Genomic DNA, 24,600 nt, shown 5'->3' on the forward strand with positions numbered 1-24,600 from the left:
ACGGGGTGGTCGCGTGCCGCCCCGCCGCGACGGTATCGGTGTCGGTCACGGGGCCTGGAAACCGGCCTCGGTCAACACCGCCTTACCCTCCTCGGACAGCACGTAGGCGACGAATGCCTTCGCGCCGTCCGCGTTCTTGGCCCCCTTGAGCACGACGATCGGGTAGTCGTTGACAGCGCCCGCCGACTCGGGGAACTCGATGCCGTCGACATCGCCCGCGGCGGCCTTCGCGTCGGTGCGGTACACCAGCGCGGCGTCGACCTCGCCGAGCTTCACCTTCGACAACGCGGCCTTGACGTCCTGCTCCAGCGTCACCGGGGTGAGCTTGACTCCGCCGGTGTCGAGCGCTTTCTTCGCTGCGGCGCCGCAGGGCACCTGCTCGGCGCAGAGCGCGACCTTCACCCCGGGCTTGGTCAGGTCCGCCAGGCCCGTGACGCCCTTCGGGTTGCCCTTCGGCACGGCGATGACGAGCTGGTTCTTCACGAACGTGGTCGGGGTGCCGTCGGCGTTGCCGGCGTCGGTCACCGTCTCCATGTTCTTCGGGGCGGCGGACGCGAACACGTCCGCTGGCGCGCCCTGGTTGATCTGCGTGGCGAGCGCGGAACTGCCGGCGAAGTTGAACTTCACCGTGGCACCGGGATGCGCGGCCTCGAAGTCATTGCCGAGTTTGGTGAACGTCTCCGTCAGTGACGCCGCGGCGAACACGTTGACCGTGCCGGTGACGCCCGCGCTGGCGCTCGCGCTGCTCTGCGCGCCCGTCGTGTCGTTGCGGCTGCAGCCGGTAACGGCGACCAACGCCGACACCGCCAGTGCGGTCAGCGTGGTCCGGAGTCGATGCGATCTCACGTGGTCCTCCCCTTGGTCGCCGCGGCCGGGGTGGACCTTTCCACCACCACCGTGGTCGATTTGATCACTGCGACCGCAACCGAGCCGACCTGCAGGTCCAACTGGTCGACGGCCTCGCGGCTCATCAGCGACACCAGCCGGAACGGCCCGGCCTGGATGTCGACCTGCGCCATGACGGTGTCCTTCACCACCGCGGTGACGATGCCCCGCAGCCGGTTCCGTGCAGACGACGCGTCGGCCCGAGCGTCCGCTTCACTGGCTTGGCCACGGACGAACGCGGCGAGTTCGGCCCCGTCGATCGTCCGGTGGCCGTTGTCGTCCCGGGTCGCGCTCAGCCGGCCGGCGTCGACCCAACGACGGACCGTGTCGGGGCTGACCCCGAGCAGTTCGGCTGCCTCGCCGATCCGAAATACCGTCACACTGGCACCTTAGCGCCCGGCACTTGCCAAGCAGAAGTGGCCCATCAAGCCGCATCTTCGGCTGCCCATAGCGCGTTGGGTGCCGCATCTGCATGATGGGTGCATGACCGGCAATCGGGAGACAGTGCCTGCCGGGCAGCGACTGACCGACGACCAACGCGACCGCTGGCACACCGTCCTCGACCACCTTGCCGCCGCGCTCCCGGACAGGGCCGCCCAGGTCGTCGTCGACGGCACCGACGGTGGCGCCGCTCTCCTCGCCGACCGGCTCGCCGGACGGCTGCGGGCCGCCGGCCGGCGCTGCATCCGACTCGCCGCCGCCAACTGCGCCACCGAGGACGACGGGTGGCGCGACCGCACCGCCGACAGAGTTGTCATCGCCGACGGCGCCCGGTGGCGCGACCGGCTCCCGGCCACAGCCTGGGACCTGACCATCTGGGTCCGCACACCATCAGGCGACACCACGTCCGGCGGCTACCGAGGCGACAGCACCGACGCGGTCGTCGACCTGCACGACCGCACCTGGCCGGTGATCCGTCACCTCGACCCCCGGCTTGTCCCCAGCGGCGTGTGGTACCGCACCGAATCGCAGGCGTTCTTCGCCGCCCGCGCCGCCACCTGGGACACCAAGTTCGGCAACGACCTACCCGCTTACGCGGCTGCCGTCACCGAAGCCGGGCTCAGACCGGGTGGGGTGGTCCTCGACGTAGGCTGCGGCACCGGCCGCGCCTTCCCCGCCCTGCGCGACGCGGTCGGCCCACACGGCACGGTCCTCGGCGTTGACCTCACCCCACAGATGCTCACCGCCGCCCGCGACCGCGCCCACCGATACGGGACCACGCTCGTCCTGGCCGACGCCCGCCAACTGCCGTTCGCCGACGCCACCGCTGACGCCGTCTTCGCCGCCGGACTCATCACCCACCTGCCCGACCCCGACGCCGGCCTCACCGAGCTGGCCCGCATCGCCCGCCCCGGCGGCAGACTCGTACTGTTCCACCCTTCCGGCCGCGCCGCCCTCGCCGCCCGCCACGGCCGCACCCTGCGCCCGGACGAACCACTCGCCGAACCCGTTCTCCGCGCCACCACAGCACGCACCGGCTGGCACCTGACCAGCTACGACGACCCACCCCACCGGTTCCACGCCGTCGCGATACGCCATTGACGCTCTGGCCGTGGCCAGCACGTTTAGGCCGACGCCGTCCTGGTATTCGCAACGTGACTGCCTCTGGTCGTGGCGTCGGCACCTGGACTCCCGTCGCCCGCAGGCCAGCCTGGGCAGAAACGAACACCGAACGCAGCAGGGAAGGAATCTGATGAACGGCCGACCGAACATCGTCCTCGTACACGGCGCATGGGCCGACGGCTCCTGCTGGAGCGGGGTTATCGAGCGCCTACAGGCCGACGGCTACCAGGTGACGGCCCCGCAGTTTCCCCTGACCTCGACGGCCGACGATGTTGCCCGGCTACGTCAGGTCCTCGCCCTGCAGGATGGCCCCACGATCGTGGCCGGGCACTCCTACGGCGGCCAGATCATGACCGCCCTCGGCACCGACGCGCCGAACGTTGCCGGCCTGGTATACATCGCGGCCTTCGGGCTCGACCAGGGGGAATCGCTCGGCGCTCTGCTGTCGCAGGGTCCCACACCGCCGGCGCTGGAGCACCTGTTCACCGACAAGCAGGGCTTCATGTGGCAGCCGCAGGACGAGTTCGTCCAACACTTCGCGGCCGACGTCGACCCCGCCCAGGCCAAGGTGCTGCACGCCGTGCAGCAGCCTACTGCCGGCTCCACATTCTCCGAAGCGATGGGCGTGCCGGCCTGGAAGTCGCTACCGTCCTGGTACCTGATCGCCACGCAGGACCAGGCGATCCCGCCGGACGCGCAGCGCATGTTCGCCAGCCGCATGGGTGCGACCACCACCGAGGTCCCTGCCAGCCACCTCGCGATGGTTTCTCACCCCGACGAGGCGACACAGCTCATCAGGACGGCAGCCGAAGCCCGGACTGCGGTGCCCTCAGGTCGAGCACGCAGATGACGAGAGGCCACAGGCTGCGGTGGAGCCCGCTGTGATCGGTCGCGCCCACCGCATGGGGTTGGGCCGGCCCGAGCCGGAGCGGCCCCTGATGGATGCCCGGCGCGGGAGTGGTCACGGAACGGATCCGAACGTGTGGAGGGCCCAATCCGCGAAGCTGGTCCAACCAACCTCGGGGTAGGCGGCATGCAGCGCGGCGATGTCCACCTGGTAGCCCGGCCCATTCAAGAACGCCCACATCGCGTGCATGTCCGGATTGCCGATCCCGGCCAGTGGCACCGACTCATGGCGCACTTCCCGTCCCAGCGCCGCGCTCAGCGCGGCCGCCATCTGGGCGGGGGTAGGGGCATCGCTGGCCAGCTCGATGCGCCGCCCGGCGTAGGGGGCGGGGTTGAGAAGTACCTGCGCGGCGAAAACGCCGTGGTCGGCGCGGGCAAGCTGCTGCAGCGGCCGATCCGCCGGCAGCGGCAGATCGAGCACCCCACCGCGAATGCGATCCGCCCCGCCGAGGGCGTTGTCGAAGAAGTACGTCGGCCCCAGAATCGTGTAGGGCACCTCGCCGGCAGCCAGCTCCGTTTCGATGCGCGCCTTGCTGTCGAAGTGCGGCACACCGCTTCCCTGGTCGGCGCCGGCCACTGAACTGAACACCAGGTGCGGCACTTGAGCTTCGCCGGCGGCTGCCAAGATCGCCCGCCCCTGGGCCACCTCGGCATCCACGCCCGCCTCGAACGGAGTCGTCAATGCGAAGGTCGGTCCCGCGCCGGCCATCGCCCCGGCCAGCGAGCTGCGATCATCCAGCGACCCCGCGACCACCTCGACACCCCGGTCGGCCAACCGGCGAGCCGCCGCCCGCTGCGGATCGCGCACCAGCGCCCGCACCCGGGCCCCGCGGCCCAACAACGCCTCGGTTACGGCGCTACCCTGACCGCCCGTCGCCCCGAGCACCAAGATCGGCCCATCGGCCATCAAAGACACCTCTTCTCGGCGAGCAAGCGCGACGACCGGTCGTCGCCGCGCACCACGATATCCGCGCGCCTCGGCCCTCACCCCGCCCTTGCGCATGTTCACGCGACTGCGGAGCCTCGTTCCTGGTCGTAAGACATCGATCGCGGGCTGGGCCGTCGAGTGCCTACGAAGCCCTGTGGCCCGGTCATGGCCGACAGGGTCACAGACCCTGTCGGCCCGCACTCCCGGCGCTCACGTTGTCGAGCAGGCGACCCCGTTCAATCGGAAGCCGGCTGGCGCCGGACTCGCCGATCCATTGCCGCTGTATGCCGGGCTCCACGTCGCGCCCGGCGCCAGGTTCTGCGCCCAGTCCGGCGCTTTCACGGTGAAGGTCGGTGCGCTGAAGGCCCAGGTACCGTTCCAGCCGTTGGCCAGCGATACGCCGCTAGGTGCGGTGAAGGTCAGCGTCCAGTTGGTGAACGTCGTGGTACCGGTGTTCGTCAGTGTCACGGTCGCGTTGAAGCCGCCGGACCACGAGTTGTCCACGCGGTAAGTCGCCTTGCAGGACGTACCCGCCGGGTTGCTCGGGCTCACCGTGGGCGACGCGGACGGCGACGGTGACAGCGACGGCTGCGGAGACTGCGACGGAGACTGCGACGGCTGCGGAGACTGCGACGGTGGCTTGCCCGTGGATTTGGCAGCCATGTTGGCCGAGTGCTGACGGAAGACCGCGAGTTGCGGCGCGCCGAAGACGGTGTCAAATCCGCCCCCGCCGCTGCCGTCCTTGTACCACCAGAACCCGCTGCCGTCGCCGCCGGCCGCCTCGAAGTCGCTGTAAATCTGCGTCCACCAGTTGGCCCAGTCCTGGTGGACGTTCCACTCGCCCATGTAGAACGGCTTGCCCACCACGTTGTGCGAGTCGTTGATCCAGGCTCGAATCAGCGCCTTGGTCTTGGAGATGTCCAAGCCCGCCCAGCCCTCGTCGGGATAGGGGTGCGCCGAGGTGAAGTCGATGTACGGGGACTGATGAATGTAGACGAACGGGTTGCCCTCGTTGCCGCCGAAGCCGTACTTCGATTCGTGGCCTTCCAGGCCGGTGCCGAGCATGTGGTTGCCGTCGATGCTTTTGACGTACGCGCCCATCTCGTCGACCCACGCGCGCAGGGTAGCTCCGCTGACATTCTCCTCAGGGCTGACGTCTTGATAACGCGGCTCGTTCATCAACTCCCAGGCGAAGATCGTCGGCTCGTCCTTATATTTCACCCCGCTGTAGTGGTTTGTGCGGTTCAGGGCGTAGTTCACGTAGTTCTTGTACTGCGTGAAGCAGCCAGGGCACAGCTGCTTGTTGAAGAACTTTGCCCGGCCGGGATGTCCACCCGACAGGCCCTCCCAGGACAGCCGCGTGTCGATCCCGCCATACGCCTCCCAGTAGTTCTCGAAGACCGGGATGAGCATGACGTTGTGCGCTTTGGCGGACTGGATCACATAGTCGAACAGGGCGAACTGCTGGTCGTTGTAGACGCCCTTGCTCGGTTCGAAACCGTGCCAGCTCTCGTGGCTGAACATCCACAGCCGCAGCACGGTCACCTTGTCGGCCTGCAGGTGGGCGAAGTGGGCGTCGATCCGGCCCTTGTCCATGTAGGTCGTCTCGGTATCGCCCCAGCTGCCGCCGTAGGTGAAAACGTCATAGGTGTTGGCGCCGGCGAAGTAGAAGTTCTGCCCGTTGAAGCAGAAGCGGATGCCGCAGCGCTGGGCGAAGGGCGACACCGCCGCGCCGGCACGATTGATCATTACCAGGCTGGCCAGCACCACCGCCACCACCACGGCAAGGGTGAGCATGGTAGCGCGCAGGCGCTGGTTCGACGCTAGATGGGCCTTCATAGCTGCCTGCCAATGATTCGGGGAGGAAAGGGGGAAGTGAACCGGTTAAGGCCGGAGGCTACGGGAGCGCTCCCATCGCGTCAAGTCAATGAATGTCCGGTCCTTCCGCTGCTACGGTTGCCGAGCCGAGCGCGGCATCGAACCCCGGCCCCGCACGCAACGCCGCCCTGGCCCGGCCCACACGTCAGCGTTTCGATCAGACGGCCGGCCGGTCACTGTGGGGCTGGGTCGTGTGCAGCCAGGCGCCGAACGCGGTGACCGCCTCGATGATCTGGCGGTAGCGCAGGGAGTAGAACAGGTCGAAGGTGTGCTGGGCGCCAGGCAGCTCGGCGTACACGACGGGCTGGGTGCTGGCTTCGCGGAGCCGGGTGACGAACTCATGGGTGTCCTCCACCAGGGTCAAGCTGTCCTTGTCGCCATGCAGGAACAGGAACGGCGGCGCAGCGCGGAGCCGGTCCAGCGGGGACGAGTTGGGGCCGGCGACCCGGCCGTAGTACCCGTAGAGACCGATCGCCGCGGCGACCGAGGTGTCGGCGGACTCGAAGCCCGGCTGGAACGCCGGGTCGTTCGGGGTCAGCGCGATCATCGAGGCCAGGTGGGCACCGGCCGAGCTCCCCGACACGATGATCGTACGCGGGTCGCCGCCGTGATCCGCGGCGTGGGACCGGACCCAGGCGATCACGCGCTTGGCGTCGATGTGGGCGTCGGGGAAGTGGTGAGCGGGTGCGAGCCGGTAGTTGGCGCTCACACACACCCAGCCCTGGGCGGCGAGGTGGTGGAGCAGGGCGCGGCCCTCCCAGCGCTTGTGCCCCATCCTGAAGCCGCCCCCGTGGAAGTACACCAGGACCGACCCGCCGGTGGGGCGGTCCCGGTGGTGGTAGACGTCGAGCAGGTTGCGCCTGCCAGCGTCGCCGTACGCGATGTTGCCGACCCGGACGACGTCACGACGCCTGACGGCGAACGGGGCCAGCAGGATGTGCGCCCACGGTCGGCGCGACGGCGGCAGCTCGATGCCGGCGTCGTCGGCGAGGGCCCGCCGCAGCACCGCTCCGGTCGCGAGCGCCCGCCGAATCAGGACGGCGAGGCCGGCCGCGGTCAGAACCGCGACGGCGAACGCGACCAGGCCACCGGGTGCGGCGAGGTCGCCCTGCACGAACGCGAGGACGGTGCTGGCGGCCAGCGCGTAGAGGGCGAGGAACGGCAACTCGTTGATCAGGTAAGTCACCCAGAATCCCCAGTAGCTCTGGGTCGTGTGGGCGGACCGTGGCCCGATCACGGCAGTGGCGGTGCAGAACGCCAGGAGCGCGACGGAGACGACGTATCCGATCGGCAGGATGGCCATCCTTACCGGTAGTTCCGTCGGCCGGGCAGCCCGATGATCAGCGCGGCGCCGACGGTCAGGTGCATGCCGAGCAACACCAGCCGGCCACTGGTGCCGACGCCGCTGCCGAGCGGGCCGACCAGCGAGAGCACCAGCACGATCAGCGCGATGATCCGGAAGATTCGGGCGGGGCGGCGGACGGTACGTTCCAGCAGCGCGAGCAGGCCCCAGGCGGCCAGGCCGGCGATCAGCGCGGCCACCACGACGGCGGTCGGGCCGATGTGCTGGGTGGTGTCGCCCTGGCGGACGGCGAGGTCGATGCTGGCCCAGGGATCGTTGACGACCCACAGGAGGAGAGCGCCGGCCGCCGCTCCGGCGATGGTGATCGCGCGGCCGGTACGCCGTGCGGTGGTCCTGGTCGTGTCGGTCTGCTGCATGTCGTTCGTCATGCCGATGAGCGTCGCGGTTCGGGCCGGGTGGACACATCGGACCGCGAGCTGCGTCGGCCCTCTCCTAGGAGAACTCGACCACCAACTTTGGAAGGTGTCGGCGCCCGACACCCGCCGGTTAGCCTCGCCCGGGTGAACAGCTTCTCCCCCGGTCCAGAAGACCGGGACCGCCGCCCCGGCACCACGGCCCTCGCCGCGATGCTGGGCGCGTCTGGCGTGCTGGTCGCGGCGACGATCCTCGGCTGGTGGAGCGACCACCCGCCCGGGCCGCTGCTCGCGCTCGACCTCACGGCCGGCGCGCTGAGCTGGCTACTGACGCCGCTGGCGCTGTGGCGGCCGGCCGCCACCACGGCCGTGCTCAGCATGCTGGCAGCGGTGTCGCCGGCGGCCACCCCACCGGCCACGATCGGCGCGCTGCAGGTCGCGCGGCGCCGGCCCTACCCGGTGGCGATCGCCGTGTCGGCGGCCGGGCTCGCCGCTCACGCGGTCCAGGGTGCCTGGCGGTCCACCGGCGGCATTTCGTACGGCTGGTGGCTGGCGCTGGTCACCATAGGCTACGGTGCGCTGCTCGGCTGGGGCGCGTGGGCGAGGGCCCGCGAAGCGCTGATCCGCTCACTGCACGAGCGGGCCCGCCGCGCCGAGGCGGAGCAGGGCCGCCGGGTGGCCGAGGCGCGCATGCTGGAGCGCCGCAAGATCGCCCGGGAGATGCATGACGTCCTCGCCCACCGCCTGTCGTTGCTGGCCACGTTCGCCGGCGCGATGGAGTACCGTCCGGACTCCGCACCCGAGCAGTTGTCCCGGGCCGCGGGGGTCGTCCGGGACGGCGTGCACCAGGCGCTCGACGAGCTGCGCGAGGTGATCTCGCTGCTGCGCGACGACGACCCGCCGCACAGCGACGGCAGCCGCCCGCAGCCGGTGCTGGCCGACGTCCCGCGCCTGGTCGAGGAATCCCGCGACGCCGGCACCGAGGTGCTGCTGCGCGACGCGGTGGACGACCCGGCCGAGGCACCCCCGTCGGTGGCCCGCACGGCGTACCGGGTGATCCAGGAGGGCCTGACAAACGCCCGCAAACACGCCGCCGGCCAGCCGGTCCAGGTCGCCCTGCGCGGCGGACCCGGCGCCGGCCTGGAGATCGACGTCCGCAACGCGCTGCCGCCGGAGGGCGCGGTGCCGCCCGGATGGTCCGGGGGCGCCGGGCTGGTCGGGCTCACCGAGCGGGTGCACCTGGCCGGCGGGCGGCTCGACCACCAGGCGGTCGGCGGGGAGTTCCGGCTGCACGCCTCGATACCATGGCCGGCGTGACCCCGCCAGTGCGCGTACTCGTCGTCGACGACGACGCGCTCGTCCGCGCCGGGCTGACCATGATGCTCGACGGCGCCGAGGGCATCGCAGTGGTCGGCGAGGCCGCCGACGGCGACCAGGTGTCGGCCGCGGCCGACGCACACGCCCCCGACGTCGTGCTCATGGACCTGCGCATGCCCCGGGTCGACGGCATAACCGCCACCCGCCGCCTACGGGCGCGCTCGCGGCCGCCCGAGATCATCGTGCTGACGACGTTCGACACCGACGAGAACATCTTGCACGCGCTGCGTGCCGGGGCCAGCGGCTTCCTGCTCAAGGACACCCCGCCGGCCCGGATCGCCGAGGCGGTACGGCAGGTCGCGGCCGGCGAGCCGATCCTGTCCCCGCGGGTCACCCGCCGGCTCATGGACCGGGTCGCCGTCCAGGCCAGCGCGTACGCCCGGGCCAGGGCCACCCTCGCGGCGCTCAGTCCGCGCGAGCACGACGTCGTCGTCGCGATCGGCCAGGGCCGCAACAACGCCGAGATAGCCACCGCGCTCGCCATGACCCTGGCCACCGTGAAGACCCACGTGTCGCACATCCTGACCAAGCTCGACCTCGACAACCGTACCCAGATAGCGCTCCTCGCCCACGACGCCGGCCTCGCCTGACCGCGTGCCACCGCGTCGCGGGCTCCCCGCGAGACCCGCTCGGGCGCTCCAGCATCGTGGACACCGACGACACCTGGACCAGCTTTCTCGCGCGGTTGTCTGCCGCGATCCGCTCGCTACGCGGAGCCATTCCGACGCTGGTGTCCTTGGGGCGGAGGCTGCTCGCGGCGGCTCGCACCATCCGTGTGTCATCCGTCGGATGGCTGTGCCGCTGGCCTCAACCCGGTGGCTCGCCGGAACCGGCCAGAGTGGGTGCTCAGGTAAAGGTTGCGCCGTTGAGGGTGAACCCGGTCGGCGCGGCGTTGTCGCCGCAGTGGGTGGCCTGGTAGCCGATGGTCGTCGAACCGCCCGCCGGGATCGAGCCGTTGTAACTCACGTTGGTCGCGGTGACCTGACCGCTGGACGGCGAGTACGTGGCGTTCCAACCGGAGGTGATGGTCTGCCCGGACCCGAGGGTGAACCGCAACGACCACCCACCGCTGATCGCGGACGAGCCGGTGTTGGTGATGGTGATGTTGTTGGTCAGGCCATTGTTCCAGGCGCTGACCGTGTTGGTGACTCGGCAGGCACCGGCACTGGGGGGCGGGGTGGTCGCGGGCGGGGTCGTCGCGGGCGGGGTCGTCGCGGGCGGCGTGACCGGCGGCGTGGTCGGGGCGGAGCCCACGCTGACCGTGATGGTGGAGATGCTCCGCGCCGGGACGTTGACGGTCGCCTGTCCGTCGCCGAGAGTCACTGGCTGTGACGCGACGCCGAGGCTTTGTGAGGTAACGGTGTACTCGGCGTTCGAGATGCTCTGCGGTGTTTGGATGACGGCGTTGTTGATCGCGCTGGTCGACCGGTTGAGGATCACCAGCGTGATCTTGCCCCGACCCTGGTAGGCCGTGACCTCCAGACCAGAAGTTCTCGCACTCTTCGAAAGTGCGACGCGCTTGTCGCCGGGCCGGACGTACTTGGAGTACTGCGAGAACGCCTGGCCGCGCCGCAGGACCGTGCCCTTCGTGGTCCCGTACTGGGAGTCGCCGTCACCGATGAAGGAGTAGAAGCGGCGGGCGTACCACCAGATGTACGCGCTCCAGTTGGCCTCCATCGACCTGTGTACGGTCCGCATGATGTCGTCCAGGGTTTCGTTCCAGACCGCCGCGTTGCTGGGATTCCCCCAGATGTTCGAGCCGTTCCCGTCGGCCGCGTGCAGGTTCCACTCGGTCATCCACTGGTTCTTGCCGTACTGGGCCGCGAGCGGGTAGGCGGACAGGTTTCCGCTGTTCTCCGTGTCGTACAGGTGACCGCCGACGTAGCCGATGTTGTTGCGCGCGGCGGCGTCCTGCAGTGTCGGGTCGGAGTACGCGCGGTCGAATCTCAGGGATTCGCCAACCAGGAGTTTGGTGTCTCTGACGTTGGCGCCCTGGTCGCGGACCCAGTTACGCATCTCGGTGCCGGTCCAGTCCATAGAATCGTAGTCCGGGTGCCAGTCCGGCTCGTTCTGGACCGAGGTCACGTCGATCGTGACGCCCCGGTTCTTCATGTACTGAACGTACCCGTCCAGGTGCGCGGCATAGTCGTCGTAGTAGTCGGTCTTGAGTTTGCCGCCGTTGGTCCTGCTGTTGTTCGTCTTGAAGTTCGCGGGGGCCGTCCAGGGCGAGGCGAGGATCTTGACATCAGAGCCGTACGACTTCGCCGTCCGCAGGCTGCTCGCGTACAGGTCCCACTCGCTCGAAACCGGCGACACCACGGTCCGAATGATCGACAGACCGAGCTGCCCCTGGCCCATACCGACGAGGGTCTGGGTTTCCGCGTCCGTCCACGGGGTGCCGGAGCCGTTGAAGATCGGGGTCGCACCCCCAAACCCGTCGATCGTCTGGTAGGACGTGGCGGTATTGACGGTGATGTCAGGCGTCGCGGCCTGCGCGGGCGGGGCAACCAGAACGCCGCCCGCCAGGGTGGCCGACGCGGCCGCGGCAACCAACAGGAAACGGGACTTCTTCACGGTTTACTCCACTAGCTCGCACGACGACAATCTTGATGGGTCGATGGACCGCGGACGATGGGAACACCGGCAATGCCGAACTCGATCGGCATGGTCAACGCGATATCTTGGCCAAGAGCGCCGACCGCAAGGCGCCCTTGCCGAGCCGGGAGCAGCCCGTGACGCCGATGTCGGTGGGCAGGACGGTGCCACCGGAGGACTCGATGACATCGCTGATCCGACTCGCCCCCACGACCAGGCGGCCAGCAGCCCGGTGGCGAAGCGAATCAAATAGGCAATAATCAATGCAGTCGACAATATAGCTCGACCCTTACGCGCGCACAACCCTCGTGCGAGGCGTTCGTGGAGGCACGACGTGGGCTGGCGCTGCGCATCAACAAGGGCTCGCTGGTCGCCTGGCTGGTTGCCCTCGCCGGCCCCTGGCGCGGTGTTCAGGTTCCTGGCCACCTCGATCAGTGACGTCTTCGCCAGCAACCCCAGCCTGAGCGGCCTGATCAAGTCCGGATGGTGGTCGCAGCCACTCGGCTACTGCTCGATGGCACTACCGCACCAGGCTTCCGCCAGCGACTCCCGATGGAACTGGTGGTCACCGACGGCACCGCGCGCCGTGACGGTTGACACCGGCGCACGGCTCAGGAGACCCGCCCGCGCGAGCGGGACATGGCGGCCAGACCGAGCACCGCGAGGAGCGCGAGAGCGCTCGGGATGAGAAACACCAGCGGCAGGCCGACGGCGCCAGCGCCGAGCCCTCCGGCTGCGCCTCCCAGAGCGGAGCTCAACGCGGTCGAGCTCAAGAAAATCGCGGACGCGGTGGCGACAGCGGTCGGGAGCAACCGCTGGGCGACGATGATGCCCAACGCGGCGAAGACACCCCACACCCCGCCCATGAGGATCTGTCCGGCGAATAGCCCGGCAGCCGTACCGGTCAGGGCGAAACAGAGGTTGGCGGCCACCCCGAACGCGGCGCCCAGCACCATGAGCCGCAGCATGCCGGTCCGGCGGGCGACCACCACGGCGAGCGGCATCAGGACGATCTCGACCAGCGGTTGAATCCCGATGATGGCACCGCTGAGCTCGGACGCGAACCCTAGCCGGTCGTTCATGTAGATCGGCAAATACGCGTATTTGATTGACTCTCCGGCGTAGACGAGGACGTACAGGCCGGTGAAGGCGAGCAAGGGCAGCATCATTCGTATGCCAGGGCCGTGGGTGACGGAAGCCGCCGGTTCTCCTACCGGCACCGCCCGCGGCGTTCGCAGGATTCCGAGCGGGACAACTTGGGCGAGCGTGCAAATCGCCGTCATCAGCAACGTGAAGCGCAGCGAGGTGTGCGCGGCCAGGAACGATCCGGCGACCGGGCCGACCACCCAGCCCGCGGTCAATGCCATCCGCACCACGGCAACGACGCCGTCATTGCGCGGGTCCGGGCACACGCTCATCTCGTCGTGAAGGGCGGCGAACAACTGGGACGTGGCAGCGCCGGCGAACGCGAGCACCACGGCGCTCACCACGTACGGCATCCACAACTGCGTCGAGTAGGCGATAACTACCCAACCAGCGAATCCGGCGGCAGCACAGACACGGAACAGCCCCAAGCGCCGGCCGGTGCGATCCGACCGTGCTCCGACCAGATAGCCGGCCACCGGCGCGGTGAGGTTTGTCAGATAGAACAAGCCCGCCGCGGTCAGTGACCCACCCAACTCGTTGACCAGAAAAGACGCGATCTGAGGCGCCGCAGCCGAGAATCCAAGACCGGACAGGAACATCGCCACGGCGGCACCCCGATACAGCGGCGACGCCAACGTCAGCCGCAACGCCGAGGACGCCGCGGTGGGCTGCTCCGCCAGCGGCCCCTCGCCAACCGATCGCCGATCCGTCGTCAAGCCATCCACAGGTTCCCCCGGAGTCATTCATCGAAGGCGTCCGGCAGCGTCAGGCCGCCACCTCGGACAGCAACGGCTCCGGACGCCAACTCCGCAGCGACGAATCACCGCTGACCTGGTCACGGCCAACCCGACTGCCGGACAGCACGCTAGGGGCGAGAGCGGTTCCAACAACAGCGCTCGAACGGGCCAGTACGCCCGAGAGGCTGAACGGGTCACCGGCACCCGGCCACTCCACCGGGACACGCACGTTCACCCAGGTCACCGCGCACCTTGCCAAGACGGCTCGCGTACCGCCCATCCGGTTTCACGTTTCCCAGCTCACGCGCTGTTGGTGGGCTTGGCTGGACTCCAACCCCGCGATCGAGGGAACGTGAAACGCTCGGTCACTCATCTCAAATAGCCGACTGCGGCGGAGCCGGATGCGATCCGGACCTGGTACCCCCAGCGTTGCAGGACCTGAGCCATCCTGCCCGCACCAGCCGGGTTCGCCGAGTGGACGTGCACGACGCCGATGTCGAACGGGCGACCTTCGAAGGCCGCACGCTCCAATACCTCCACCACCGGCCAGATGGTGTCGGCCTCACCGAGGTCGTGATCGAGCCACAGCTCGGCCAGCCGTTCGTCGCGGTGGCGTTCGAGGAGGGCGACCCCTGCGGCACTGCTGCGTGCCACTTCGGCGCAACGGCCGTCAACGAAGGAACGCAGGTCGTCAATCAGGACGATTCGCTGAGGCTTGCTGCCATCCACGGGACCATGGTGCCGCACCTCGCGCGCATGGGCGGTCGCGAGTGGATGCGGGCGAGGCGTATCCAGATGGTTTGATGGGCTCGTGGCGGGGTGGTGGACAGTCGTCGGAACGCTCGGCGGTGTGTTGGTGACGGCTGTGGTCGGGCTGGTCACGGCCATGCTGACGCATCGGTGGCAGCAGGAGCGACTGCGCTTGGAAGAACGGTTCGTTTCCGAGCGGGAGTTGCGGGCCACTCGGCGCGAGGTGTACGCGCGATACCTTGTGACGGCTCAGAGACTGTTCGACACGGGGAATGCCCTGTATCGGCAACGCGCCGCCTCGCCCGCGGACGTTGCTGACGTGGTCGCCACGCCGCCGGCGGAGCTGCGCGACCCAATCGCGTGCAATGAGGCTGCGAGAGTCGAAGTCATGCTGCTCGCGACAGGTCCCGTACGGGCGGCTCTCGAGGCCTACGACCGCGCGCTATGGGACCTGTGGCCCCGGATGGCGTCCGGCACGGACCGCGTCAACCAGCCGGTCTGCACGCAGCTGTACCACCAGCTCGTGCAGGCGATGCATGGTGAGATCCAAGGCAGCTGACTGGCGGATCGGCGCGTCCTGACCGACACCGGCAGAGCGCTCCCGGGCTTCTGCGCCGCCCTTAGCCGACAGCGCCTGTGGCGGCGCGCGTACTGGCTGGCCGGCGGCGAACTCGGCGAGACGTGCCTACCAGCAGGCCGTCCGGAACGCCCCCGAAACTTTCCGATCCCCACTGCCCATCAGGCTGGATCGGCACCGCAGAGGAGCCTGGCGATCGGGTTCTGGCCAGGGGAGTCGACGAGCAACAGACTTCCGGATCCGTTCCGGAAATTCTTGACAGGTGGGTTGCCACTCGATGACGATGGTTCATCGACGGCCGTTAGCGCCGTCGAGCCGCACACCCCACCACCACCGCCTGGCTCGCCCGCCAGATCTCACGAGTAGGTGACACCATGAACGATGCTCCCGCCAGCCCAACGGGCCGCGGTCGCGGCCGGATCAGACTGCTCATCAGCGGCGTCAGCGCCCTCGTGCTGGCCGCCACGTCGCTGACCGTGGCCGGCATCGCCCACGCCGAAGCCGACCGGACCGTCACGTCGAACTCGACCGGCACCCACAACGGGTACTTCTACTCGTACTGGAAGGACAACGGCAACGTCACCATGACCCTGGGCGCCGGCGGCTCCTACAGCGTCCAGTGGAGCAACATGAACAACATGGTCGTCGGCAAGGGCTGGAACCCCGGCTCCAGCCACACCGTGAACTACTCCGGCTCATTCAGCCCGAACGGCAACGGCTACCTCGCACTGTACGGCTGGACCAGAAACCCGCTCATCGAGTACTACATCGTCGAGAACTTCGGCAGCTACAACCCCAGCTCCGGCGCCACCCGACTCGGCTCCGTCACCACCGACGGCAGCACCTACGACATCTACCGCACCCAACGGGTCAACCAGCCCTCCATCGAGGGCACCGCCACGTTCTACCAGTACTGGAGCGTCCGCCAGTCGCACCGCAGCAGCGGCACCATCACCACCGCCAACCACTTCAACGCCTGGAAGAACCTCGGCCTGAACCTCGGCTCCCACGACTACCAGATCATGGCCACCGAGGGCTACCAGAGCAGCGGCAGCTCCAGCATCACCGTCAGTGAAGGCTCCGGCGGCGGTGGCGGCGCCACCACGCCCCCGCCCGGTGGTGGCGGCAGCTGCACCGTCAGCGTCACGCGCAGCCAGGAGTGGACCGACCGGTTCAACGTGAACCTCGCGGTCAGCGGCAGCAACAACTGGACCGTCACGATCCGGCTGAACGGCAGCCAGAGCCTGCAGAACAGCTGGAGTGCCTCGGTCAGCGGCAGCACCGGCACGCTGACCGCCCGGCCGAACGGTTCCGGCAACAACTTCGGCATCACGCTCTACAAGAACGGCAACAACACGAACCCGACCGCCAGCTGCGCGGCGTCCTAGCACTACAACGGATCTGGGGTGTCGGCTGCGCCGGCACCCCAGATCTCTTTACGCGCAGGCTCACATCAGCGCCGCCGAAGCTGTCCCCCGTTCGCCGGTCCCCGCGGCCTTGTGCGTGGTGCACGGCAGGTGCGTCGACAATCTGGCCGTGCGCTTCGGCTTTCCTTGTGTCGGGCGCTGGCCTCACCACTACGCCCGGGCATACCGTGACCGCTCGCCGCGGCGGCTGCGGCAGCCAGCCTCCTGCCTGGTGGTGCACGCTGCCGCTCGCCTCGCCGAGGGCATCGAGGTCGAGCAGGACACGGGTGTTACGTTCCGTGACGTCGCCGAGGGGGCCTGCCGGGAACGGTGAAGCCGATCATGGTCTCGGCAGGGCACGTCGCACAGGTCACCAGGGCCAGTCACCAGGAGAGGATCTCCCATGTCCGCCACCTCCAGCACCGAGGACTACGCCACCGGCCGGGTCGCCCTCGTCACCGGGGCCAGTCGCCCGTACGGCCTCGGGGTCGCCGTCGCCCGCGAGCTCGCGGCCCACGGCTTCCATGCCATCCTGGCCGGCCGCGACCTCGACGAGACCCGGCTGCGGGCCGAGGAGATGTCCGCCGCCGGCTTCGCGGCCACCGCGGTACGCATCGACCTGAGCGATCCCGCAACCATCACCGAGGCCGCGGCGTGGCTTCGTGCCGAGTTCGGCCGGCTCGACGCGCTGATCCACAACGCCGCTCTGATGCCTGACTGGGACACGTTCCGGCTCCTGGAGGCCGATGCCGACGCCGTACATGCCGCCTTCGAAGTGTGCGTCTTCGGCCCGTGGGCACTCACCCAGGCCTGCCTGCCTCTGCTGGAGGCGGCGCCGGCAGCCCGGATCGTCACCGTGTCCAGCGGTGCCGCCATGCAGGTCCGCGCCGGCACCGCGCTGCCCCGCCCCGTCGGTGCACCGGGGTACTCGATGGCCAAATTCACCGCCGACGCCCTGACCACCTCGCTGGCCGTCGAACTGCGCGACGCCGGGATCCTGGCCAACTCCGTCGACCCTGGGCGGTTCGCCAGCCATCCCGAACTCGGCGACGACAACGACGGGCGGCCGACGGTCGAGAGCGCACGCTGGGTGGCCTGGGCGGCCATGCTGCCTGCCGGCGGGCCAACCGGTGTGCTCTTCGAGGACGGCAAGCCGGTCGACCTTGGCGCCCTCGCGGACTGACTCCGGCGAGCCGTGCTCCGCCCCAACAGTGCGAGCGCGTCTTTGAACTGCAGATCATGGCCTCGTCCGTGGCTGGGAACGCCTCGCCCTAAGCGCCGTGGATGTCCCCGACGCCCTGCGCGCGAGAGCGAACCAACCATCGGCTCCCCCGTTGGAGCAGGTCAGGGCGTTCCTCCGCGGCTACCTCGCCGACGCGGAAAGCCTGACGGAACTGCCCACGGAGTTGACCAGGCTGGCTGAGGTCAACCCGGACACCGTACGGCGGCGGTTGGATGCCCTCGATGCGCTGCTGGCCGATCCGCCCGCTGACGGCACCCTGGCCCGCCTCGTGGCCGGGGACGCCAACTGGGTGCTCGATGACGAGAGTTCGGACGCGGCCGCCGCGCGGTGGCTGACCGAGGTCGCCGACGTTGTCCGCGCCGTGGTCGCCCAGAATCCCCCCGCCTGACCCTGCCCTTGCCGCATCCACGACGTCCACTGACCAGTTTGGAGGAAGGCCCGGGCGTCATGTCTTGAGGGTTGCGTGCCAGCGCTCGATCAGGCTGGCGAACTCGTCGACGGCTTCACGGGCTTGCCGCGTGGTGGTCCCGGTCTTCAGCGCCGCCCGGTAGGCGTCCGCGGTGCGGAGAATGGCGTAGTCGGCGGCGATGTAGATGGGCGACCGCTCGCCGAGAAGGTCCAGCAGCCGGGGACGGTCCAATTCGGACTCGACCAAACGACGCTCCGCGTCGTGCGCATCCTCGGCCGGCATCCTCTGGCCGGGAATGGCATGCGGCGGGGACCATCTGAACAGAAGCAGGTGCGACCGGCCGGTCGTCCCGTCCCGGTCCCTCTCCCACGCCTCCAGGAAGGCCAGGACCGCCCGGAGGTTGCCAAGGACCGCCGCTGGTATCTCGACCAGTGGCTGGGCGGTGCTCGGGCGGGTCGCGGTCAGCCGCGCCCACAGAACAACGGTACGAATTAGTGGAAATACCACAAAGACGATGACGGACGCCAACGCGATGACAATGACGAGCCCCGCCCACGGCCCGCCGAAGTCGGTGGTGAGTCGCCAGTCCAGAATCTGCGGGATGTTGGGACCGGGGAATGAACCGACCAGGTGCCAGGTGACCGCGGCGAGCGACTCGGACGCGCTCGTCCAGCCGGCATCGGTCGCGCCGGCCCGGACATCCACGGCGCCAACGGCACGCAACAGGGTCAGCACCGCCGCCGCGGCGATGACGACGTGCACTCCGATCAGCGCATAGCCGCGTAAGTCCTCCCGCAGCAAACTCGAGGGTGACGCCCAGTCGCTGGTGCCCAGGACCGCGGGGCGCCGCAATACCCTCCACATCAGGTAAAGAAAAAAGACCGCGGACAATCCCCAGCACGCGGTGATGATCGCCCGAGCGACGGGAAAATCCCAAGGCGTCCACGTCACGTGTTCGGTGAGCCATCGCGTGGCCGGTGCATCGCTACCCACGAACCCGAGCAGGAGCGCCACGGCCACCAAGGCGTTCGGCAGTTCCTCCTCGTCCCACAGAAACACCAGTAACAGCACCGTCACCACGAGCCACACGAGCAGCGTGATTCCAATCTTGCTCCACAGCCCCCACCCACCGGCTCCGGGAAGCACCGGGTTGTCGAACCACACCAGGGCGACCGCCACCGCCAGCGTGAGCATCGCCGGCAGTTCGCGAACCCGCTGAAAGGCCCAGATGCCAAGGGCGGCAGCGACCATCATGGCAGTGACGGTCCCGGCGAGCGCGAGGATGGTCCACGAGGACCACCGCATCGCCACACCCGCTCCCGGCGCTGTCACCCCCCACACTGTGCCCACGCCCGTAGCCAGCAAGAGCAGCCAGACCGGGATCTCGACGAAGCGGAAAATGCGACGGCCACCGATCTTGCTCGCCACCGCGGCCGAATACCGCCGTTCGTTGCTTCGGCTTTCGACGAGCGCGTACACGGCGACCGCGACGCGCGCCAAGGGCGGGATCACGACCAGCTTGAAGCCGAGCACGAGCAGCCGCCCGGCGATGCCTGGGAGTACGGGCGGCTCGGTCCACTCCAGCCGGCCCGCAATGTCAAGCAGCGGAACGGAATCGACAAGGTGCCACAGGTACAGCCGCTCGATGGCCCACAGGGCGCTGTCCCCGTCGGCCATCGCTGCCGTGACGGCGGCGAACGCCTCGACGCTCACCATGACGGCCGCGGCGGAGGTGAGGAACGCCAGCAGCAAAGAGCGCCGGTGAGCCGGTTCGACCAGCGAGATGATGACGTTGCGGACGACGACTATCAGCAGTACCGATGCGAGCAGCGCCGCCACCGATGCCGCGACCCAGCGCGCCACGGGACCGCCGCCGACCGCCGCCGTCAGCACCAGCCGCAGCAACGCGACCACACCGACGGTGGCCACCATCGCCCAGGCGAACAGTCGCAACCAGCTACGCAGTGACTCGTCGGCTGCGGCGTCGAGCCGGACCTCAGCGTGGTCGCGCCAAGCATCGAAGGTGTTGAAGGCTGAGTTCAGCATCTGCTGCATCCGCCGCACGGCCGATTTCACGACCGTATCCTCTCATCGACATAGAGTGCGATGGCTGCGCCGCCGCGAGCGACCTGGCTACGGCCAAGGCGACCCACACGTGCGGACCACCGCGGTGCGGCGTTCGGCCCACACCAGCAGCGGCATCACCAGCGACACCGCCACCACGGCCAGGACAGATGAGTACTTCGTCGCGGGATCCCCCAGGGTGTCGCCCAACACATCCGGGGCCACCCCCTGCACCAGCAGGCAGCAGGTAACCACCGCTCCATGAAAGCGGGGCGAACTCAGCTCGCCGACTCCGCTGGCAGGTGACGGGCGAGTAGCTGGGCGAGGTGTTCCGCGGACCGGTCGGCGAGCGCGTCGAGCTGGGTACGGCAGCTGAAGCCGTCGGCGAGCACGACAGCGTCGGCCGCCGCACCGCGTACCGCGGGCAGCAGGTCGTGCTCCGCGACGGCGACGGAAACCTCGTGGTGGCCCCGTTCGACGCCGAAGTTGCCAGCGAGGCCGCAGCAGCCGCCGAGGCGCTGGACCGCGACGCCGGCCCGCTTCAGCAGTGCCGCGTCGGCGTCCCAGCCCAGCACGGCGTGGTGGTGGCAGTGCGGCTGGGCGACGGCGGTGGCCCCGGCCAGGTCCGGCGGGGTCCAGCCGGGAGTGGCGGTCAGCAGCTCGGCCAGCGTGCGGGTGGCCGCCGCGACCTGCGCGGCGGCGTCCGCGTCCGAGCCGTCGAGCAGTTCGAGCGCGTCGGAACGCAGCACCGCGGTGCAGGACGGTTCCAGGCCGACCACCGTCGCGCCGGCGCGTACGTGTGGGGCCAGCGCGGCGACGGTGGCCCGGACCTGCCGGCGGGCGCCGTCGAGCTGGCCGGTGGAGATCCAGGTCAGCCCGCAGCAGACCGGCTTCCCGGTCACGCGTACCCGGTAGCCCGCGTGCTCCAGCACCGCCACCGCGGCCCGCCCGACCTCGGGCGAGAAGGCGTCGGTGAAGCTGTCGACGAAGAGCACCACGTCCCCGTGCCGCCCCGGCGCGGACGGCCGGTCGCGCCGGGCGAACCAGCGCCGGAACGTCGTGGTGGCGAAGCTCGGCAGCGTACGCCGGGCGTCGACCCCGGCGGACCAGGTGATGAGCGGATGCAGCACGGTCGAACGCATCATCGCGTTGAGCACGCGAGTCACCGCCGGTGCCCGACCCACCAGCCGGGCCCAGCGCGGCAGCCAGCCGAGGACATAGTGCGACCGGGGGCGGATCCGCCTGCGGTAGCGCTGGTGCAGCGCCTCCGCCTTGTAGGCGGCCATGTCCACCCCGGTCGGGCAGTCCGCGGAGCAGCCCTTGCAGGACAGGCAGAGGTCCAGCGCGTCGTGCAGCGCGGCGGACCGCCAACCGTCCGGGCCGAGCCGTCCGGAGACAACGTCCTGCAGCACCCGGGCCCGGCCCCGAGTGGAGTCCTTCTCGTCCCTGGTGGCCAGGAACGACGGACACATCACGCCGCCGGACCCGGTGGTGTCGGCGCGGCACTTGCCGACACCGGTGCAGCGGTGGACGGCCATCGACAGGTCGCCCCGGTCGTGCCGGTAGGCGAGCGCGAGGCTGGGCAGCTCGGTGCGGCGCAGCGGCGGCGCGGCGGCGACCCGCACGTCGGCGTCCAGCGGCGCCGGCCGGACGATGACCCCCGGGTTGAGCACGTCGTGCGGGTCGAAGACCGCCTTGACCCGCTCGAAGAGGGCGATCGCGTCGGTCGAGTACATCAGCGGCAGCAGTTCGCCGCGGGCCCGCCCGTCGCCGTGCTCGCCCGACATCGACCCGCCGTGCCGGGCGGCCAGCTCTCCGGCCGCGTGGAGGAAGTCCTTGAAGACCTTCGTGCCGTCGGCCGCGGTCAGCGGGAAGTCGATGCGGATGTGCACGCAGCCGTCGCCGAAGTGCCCGTACGGCAGCCCGGTCAGCCGGTGGTCGGTCAGCAGCGCCTCGAACTCGCGCAGGTACGCCCCGAGCTTCTCGGGCGGCACCGCGGCGTCCTCCCAGCCGGCGTGGGCGGGCGCGCCGGCGGGCGTACGACCGGACAGCCCGGCCCCGTCCTCCCGGATGCGCCACAGGGCCGCCGCGTGGGCGGGATCGGTCACCACCGCCGCGTCCAGGGCGCCCGCCTCGGCGGCCAGCCGCCGCGCCGCGTCCAGCACCGCGGACCGGTCGTCGCCCGCCAGTTCCACCAGCAGCCAGCCGCCACCGCTGGGCAGCTCGGGCACCGCGGCGGCACCCCGGCGGGCGCGCACCACGTCCACGATCCGCCCGTCCAGGCCCTCGCAGGCGATCGGGGCATGCGGCAGGACGGCCGGCACCGCGTCCGCGGCCTCCGCCATGGACGGGTAGCCGAGCGCCACCAGGACCCGTACCGGGGCGTCGCGGACCAGGCGGACGCGGGCCGCGAGGGTGAGCGCCAGGGTGCCCTCGGAGCCCACGAGCGCGCGGGCCACGTCGAACCCCCGCTCGGGCAGCAGATGCTCGAGGGAGTATCCGGAGACCTGACGGCCGAACCGGCCCAGCTCGGTCCGGATCGTGGCCAGGTTTCCCCCGACCAGCTGCCGAAGGTCGGCCAGCAGCGGCGAGTCCCCGGTCGCGCCGTCGACCGCGCCGAGGCGCAGGCGCTCGCCGGTGCCGGCCACCACGTCGAGACCAAGAACGTTGTCACTGGTACGCCCGTATCCCAGGGCCCGCGACCCGCACGCGTTGTTGCCGATCATCCCGCCCAGGGTGGCCCGATTGTGGGTCGACGGGTCGGGGCCGAACCGCAGGCCGTACGGCGCCGCCGCCCGTTGCAGGCTCGACTGCACGACCCCCGGCTCGACCAGCGCGGTCCGGCTCTCCGGGTCGACCTCCAGCACCCGGTCCAGATGCCGGCTGGTGTCCACCACGATGCCAGGACCGACCGCGTTGCCGGCGATCGACGTACCGGCGCCGCGCATCGTCACCGCGACCCCGTGCTCCGTCGCGACGGCCAGCACGGCGAGCACCTCGTCGACGTGCCGGGGCAGGACGACCACCCGCGGCGCGATCCGGTACAGCGACGCGTCCGACGAGTAGAGCGAACGGCGCAACGCGGAGTCGTCGACCTCGGCGACACCGGCGCGGCGCAGCGCGCCGACGAGGTCGCGGGTGCCGCCCGTGTCCGGCGTCCGGCGTGGACCCTGCCGCGCGTCGGTCGAACCCGTACTCATCACTACCCCCGTTCGGTTGCCGCGGACAGCGCCCGCTCCACCACGTGCTCGGCGATGGCCAGCGAAGACGTCGCCGCGGGCGACGGGGCGTTGCGTACCGCGACGACCCGTCCAATGATCTCGATTCGGAAGTCGTCGACCAGGTCACCCCGCCGGTCCACGGCCTGGGCGCGAACACCGGCCGGGGCGCGGAGCAGGTCGGCGGAGGTCAGCTCGGGCACGTAGTGCCGTGCGGCGGCGACGAACCGGCCCTTGAGCAGCGACCCGAGCATCTCCTGCACCCCGGTGCGCCAGTGCCGCGCGGCCAGCCGCGGGAACCCCGGGTAGCCCAGCGTCGCGAGCAGGTCGCCGAGGCGGACGTCCCGGCGGCGGTAGCCCTCCCGCGCCAGGGCGAGCACGGCATTGGGGCCGACGTCGACGGTCCCGTCGACCCGGCGGGTGAGATGGACGCCGAGGAACGGGTACCGCGGGTCGGGTACCGGGTAGATCAAGCCCCGCACCAGCGACGACCGCTGCGGCCGCAGCCGGTAGTACTCGCCGCGGAACGGCAGGATCCGCGGCGAGGGGTCCCCGCCGGCCAGCGTGGCGAGCCGGTCGACGTGCAGCCCGGCGCAGAGGATGACCTGCTCGGCCACGACGGCCTGCCCGGTCGTGGCGACCACGACCGCGTCGCCGCGCCGGGTGATCCCGGTGACGGCGGTGGCCAGACGGACCTCGCCGCCGAGCCGGGCCACATCGGCGGCGAGGGACCGGGCGACCTGACCGAAGTCGACGACGGCCGTGTGCGGCGAGAGCAGGGCGGCTTTGCCTTGCACGTGGGGTTCCCGGTCCCGCAGGCCGTCCGGCCCCAGCAGTTGCACGCCGGGCACGCCGTTGGCCCGCGCCCGCGCGAACAGGTCGGCCAGCCGGGCCTCCTCCGTGGCGTCCCGCGCGACGATGACCTTGCCCAGCTCCTGACAGGCGATGTCGTGCTCGACGGTGTACTCGCGCAGCAGCGCGACTCCGCGCCGGCACAGCGTCGCCTTCAGCGACCCCGGCAGGTAGTACACGCCGGCGTGCACGACACCGCTGTTGTGGCCGGTCTGGTGCAGGCCGACCTGGTGCTCCTTCTCGAGCACGACGACGGCGCTGCCGGGGCGACGGATCAGCAGCTCCCGGGCGACCGCCAACCCGACGATGCCCGCACCGACCACGACGTAGCTCATGCCGTCACCTCGCTT

General features: G+C 70.1%; 22 protein-coding genes. 8 read left to right on the plus strand and 14 right to left on the minus strand.

The window, feature by feature from the left end; all coding sequences use genetic code 11:
* Positions 1 to 45 precede the first annotated feature (45 nt).
* Together modA and ACIRG9_RS07695 are read right to left on the minus strand one after the other, a co-directional pair.
* A complete protein-coding gene (modA, locus tag ACIRG9_RS07690; protein ID WP_402851714.1) occupies positions 46 to 846 on the minus strand; it encodes a molybdate ABC transporter substrate-binding protein in 801 nt (266 codons plus the stop codon).
* Positions 843 to 1,265 carry a MerR family DNA-binding transcriptional regulator gene (locus ACIRG9_RS07695; protein ID WP_402851716.1) on the minus strand — a complete coding sequence of 141 codons (423 nt, stop codon included), beginning with the start codon at positions 1,263 to 1,265 and terminating at the stop codon, positions 843 to 845. Before ACIRG9_RS07695 ends, modA begins: the two co-directional genes overlap by 4 nt.
* Before the next feature lie 103 nt (positions 1,266 to 1,368).
* Between ACIRG9_RS07695 and ACIRG9_RS07700 the strand changes: the two genes are divergently transcribed.
* Positions 1,369 to 2,427, plus strand: coding sequence for a class I SAM-dependent methyltransferase (locus tag ACIRG9_RS07700; RefSeq protein WP_402851718.1), 1,059 nt, complete (start codon positions 1,369 to 1,371; stop codon positions 2,425 to 2,427).
* 151 nt (positions 2,428 to 2,578) lie between these two features.
* Positions 2,579 to 3,298, plus strand: coding sequence for an alpha/beta fold hydrolase (locus ACIRG9_RS07705; RefSeq protein ID WP_402851720.1), 720 nt, complete (start codon positions 2,579 to 2,581; stop codon positions 3,296 to 3,298).
* Positions 3,299 to 3,409: 111 nt separating this feature from the next.
* Here the strand turns inward: ACIRG9_RS07705 and ACIRG9_RS07710 are convergent, their stop codons facing one another.
* The 4 genes from ACIRG9_RS07710 to ACIRG9_RS07725 all read right to left on the minus strand — a co-directional run bounded on the left by ACIRG9_RS07710 (position 3,410) and on the right by ACIRG9_RS07725 (position 7,891).
* Positions 3,410 to 4,357, minus strand: coding sequence for an NmrA/HSCARG family protein (locus ACIRG9_RS07710; RefSeq protein ID WP_402851923.1), 948 nt, complete (start codon positions 4,355 to 4,357; stop codon positions 3,410 to 3,412).
* Between the two features lie 135 nt (positions 4,358 to 4,492).
* A complete protein-coding gene (locus ACIRG9_RS07715) occupies positions 4,493 to 6,121 on the minus strand; it encodes a cellulose binding domain-containing protein (protein ID WP_402851722.1) in 1,629 nt (542 codons plus the stop codon).
* Positions 6,122 to 6,317: 196 nt separating this feature from the next.
* Positions 6,318 to 7,463, minus strand: coding sequence for an alpha/beta hydrolase (locus tag ACIRG9_RS07720; protein ID WP_402851724.1), 1,146 nt, complete (start codon positions 7,461 to 7,463; stop codon positions 6,318 to 6,320).
* A 2-nt stretch (positions 7,464 to 7,465) separates the two neighbouring features.
* Positions 7,466 to 7,891 carry a DUF6069 family protein gene (locus tag ACIRG9_RS07725; RefSeq protein WP_402851727.1) on the minus strand — a complete coding sequence of 142 codons (426 nt, stop codon included), beginning with the start codon at positions 7,889 to 7,891 and terminating at the stop codon, positions 7,466 to 7,468.
* A gap of 132 nt (positions 7,892 to 8,023) precedes the next feature.
* Here ACIRG9_RS07725 and ACIRG9_RS07730 point away from each other — a divergent pair, with 132 nt between their 5' ends.
* Both ACIRG9_RS07730 and ACIRG9_RS07735 read left to right on the plus strand, forming a co-directional pair.
* A complete protein-coding gene (locus ACIRG9_RS07730) occupies positions 8,024 to 9,193 on the plus strand; it encodes a sensor histidine kinase (RefSeq protein ID WP_402851730.1) in 1,170 nt (389 codons plus the stop codon).
* The gene (locus ACIRG9_RS07735; RefSeq protein WP_402851733.1) at positions 9,181 to 9,843 is read left to right on the plus strand and encodes a response regulator; all 663 of its coding nucleotides are present in this window, start codon (positions 9,181 to 9,183) and stop codon (positions 9,841 to 9,843) included. The genes ACIRG9_RS07730 and ACIRG9_RS07735 overlap by 13 nt, the downstream gene beginning before the upstream one ends.
* 256 nt (positions 9,844 to 10,099) lie before the next feature.
* On the opposite strand, the gene ACIRG9_RS07740 is transcribed toward ACIRG9_RS07735, so the two are convergent.
* From ACIRG9_RS07740 to ACIRG9_RS07755, 4 genes are all read right to left on the minus strand, one after another.
* Positions 10,100 to 11,827: a cellulose binding domain-containing protein gene (locus ACIRG9_RS07740; protein ID WP_402851735.1), complete on the minus strand. Its 1,728-nt coding sequence runs from the start codon at positions 11,825 to 11,827 to the stop codon at positions 10,100 to 10,102.
* A 94-nt stretch (positions 11,828 to 11,921) separates the two neighbouring features.
* Positions 11,922 to 12,059, minus strand: coding sequence for a hypothetical protein (locus ACIRG9_RS07745; RefSeq protein ID WP_402851738.1), 138 nt, complete (start codon positions 12,057 to 12,059; stop codon positions 11,922 to 11,924).
* 400 nt (positions 12,060 to 12,459) lie between these two features.
* The gene (locus tag ACIRG9_RS07750) at positions 12,460 to 13,710 is read right to left on the minus strand and encodes an MFS transporter (protein WP_402851741.1); all 1,251 of its coding nucleotides are present in this window, start codon (positions 13,708 to 13,710) and stop codon (positions 12,460 to 12,462) included.
* A 390-nt stretch (positions 13,711 to 14,100) separates the two neighbouring features.
* Positions 14,101 to 14,460, minus strand: coding sequence for a cyclic-phosphate processing receiver domain-containing protein (locus ACIRG9_RS07755; RefSeq protein ID WP_402851744.1), 360 nt, complete (start codon positions 14,458 to 14,460; stop codon positions 14,101 to 14,103).
* 127 nt (positions 14,461 to 14,587) lie between these two features.
* Here ACIRG9_RS07755 and ACIRG9_RS07760 point away from each other — a divergent pair, with 127 nt between their 5' ends.
* From ACIRG9_RS07760 to ACIRG9_RS07775, 4 genes are all read left to right on the plus strand, one after another.
* The gene (locus ACIRG9_RS07760; RefSeq protein ID WP_402851748.1) at positions 14,588 to 15,040 is read left to right on the plus strand and encodes a hypothetical protein; all 453 of its coding nucleotides are present in this window, start codon (positions 14,588 to 14,590) and stop codon (positions 15,038 to 15,040) included.
* A 392-nt stretch (positions 15,041 to 15,432) separates the two neighbouring features.
* Positions 15,433 to 16,446 carry a glycoside hydrolase family 11 protein gene (locus tag ACIRG9_RS07765; RefSeq protein ID WP_402851750.1) on the plus strand — a complete coding sequence of 338 codons (1,014 nt, stop codon included), beginning with the start codon at positions 15,433 to 15,435 and terminating at the stop codon, positions 16,444 to 16,446.
* Positions 16,447 to 16,867: 421 nt separating this feature from the next.
* Complete coding sequence (locus ACIRG9_RS07770) at positions 16,868 to 17,647, plus strand: SDR family NAD(P)-dependent oxidoreductase (protein ID WP_402851753.1); 780 nt, start codon at positions 16,868 to 16,870, stop codon at positions 17,645 to 17,647.
* 151 nt (positions 17,648 to 17,798) lie between these two features.
* Positions 17,799 to 18,095: a hypothetical protein gene (locus ACIRG9_RS07775; RefSeq protein ID WP_402851755.1), complete on the plus strand. Its 297-nt coding sequence runs from the start codon at positions 17,799 to 17,801 to the stop codon at positions 18,093 to 18,095.
* A 57-nt stretch (positions 18,096 to 18,152) separates the two neighbouring features.
* Here ACIRG9_RS07775 and ACIRG9_RS07780 read toward each other — a convergent pair whose 3' ends face one another.
* The 4 genes from ACIRG9_RS07780 to lhgO are packed head-to-tail and all read right to left on the minus strand — an operon-like array spanning position 18,153 to position 24,585.
* Positions 18,153 to 20,192, minus strand: coding sequence for a hypothetical protein (locus ACIRG9_RS07780; protein WP_402851758.1), 2,040 nt, complete (start codon positions 20,190 to 20,192; stop codon positions 18,153 to 18,155).
* Between the two features lie 57 nt (positions 20,193 to 20,249).
* Positions 20,250 to 20,435 (minus strand): hypothetical protein, encoded by a 186-nt coding sequence (locus ACIRG9_RS07785; protein WP_402851761.1) that lies wholly within the window; start codon positions 20,433 to 20,435, stop codon positions 20,250 to 20,252.
* Between the two features lie 23 nt (positions 20,436 to 20,458).
* Entirely contained in the window at positions 20,459 to 23,380 is a 2,922-nt protein-coding gene (locus ACIRG9_RS07790; protein WP_402851764.1) for an FAD-binding and (Fe-S)-binding domain-containing protein, read from the minus strand.
* A 2-nt stretch (positions 23,381 to 23,382) separates the two neighbouring features.
* Entirely contained in the window at positions 23,383 to 24,585 is a 1,203-nt protein-coding gene (lhgO, locus tag ACIRG9_RS07795) for an L-2-hydroxyglutarate oxidase (RefSeq protein WP_402851767.1), read from the minus strand.
* Positions 24,586 to 24,600: the final 15 nt, after the last annotated feature.

Source organism: Micromonospora sp. NPDC093277, assembly GCF_044765245.1.
GTDB lineage: Bacteria > Actinomycetota > Actinomycetes > Mycobacteriales > Micromonosporaceae > Micromonospora.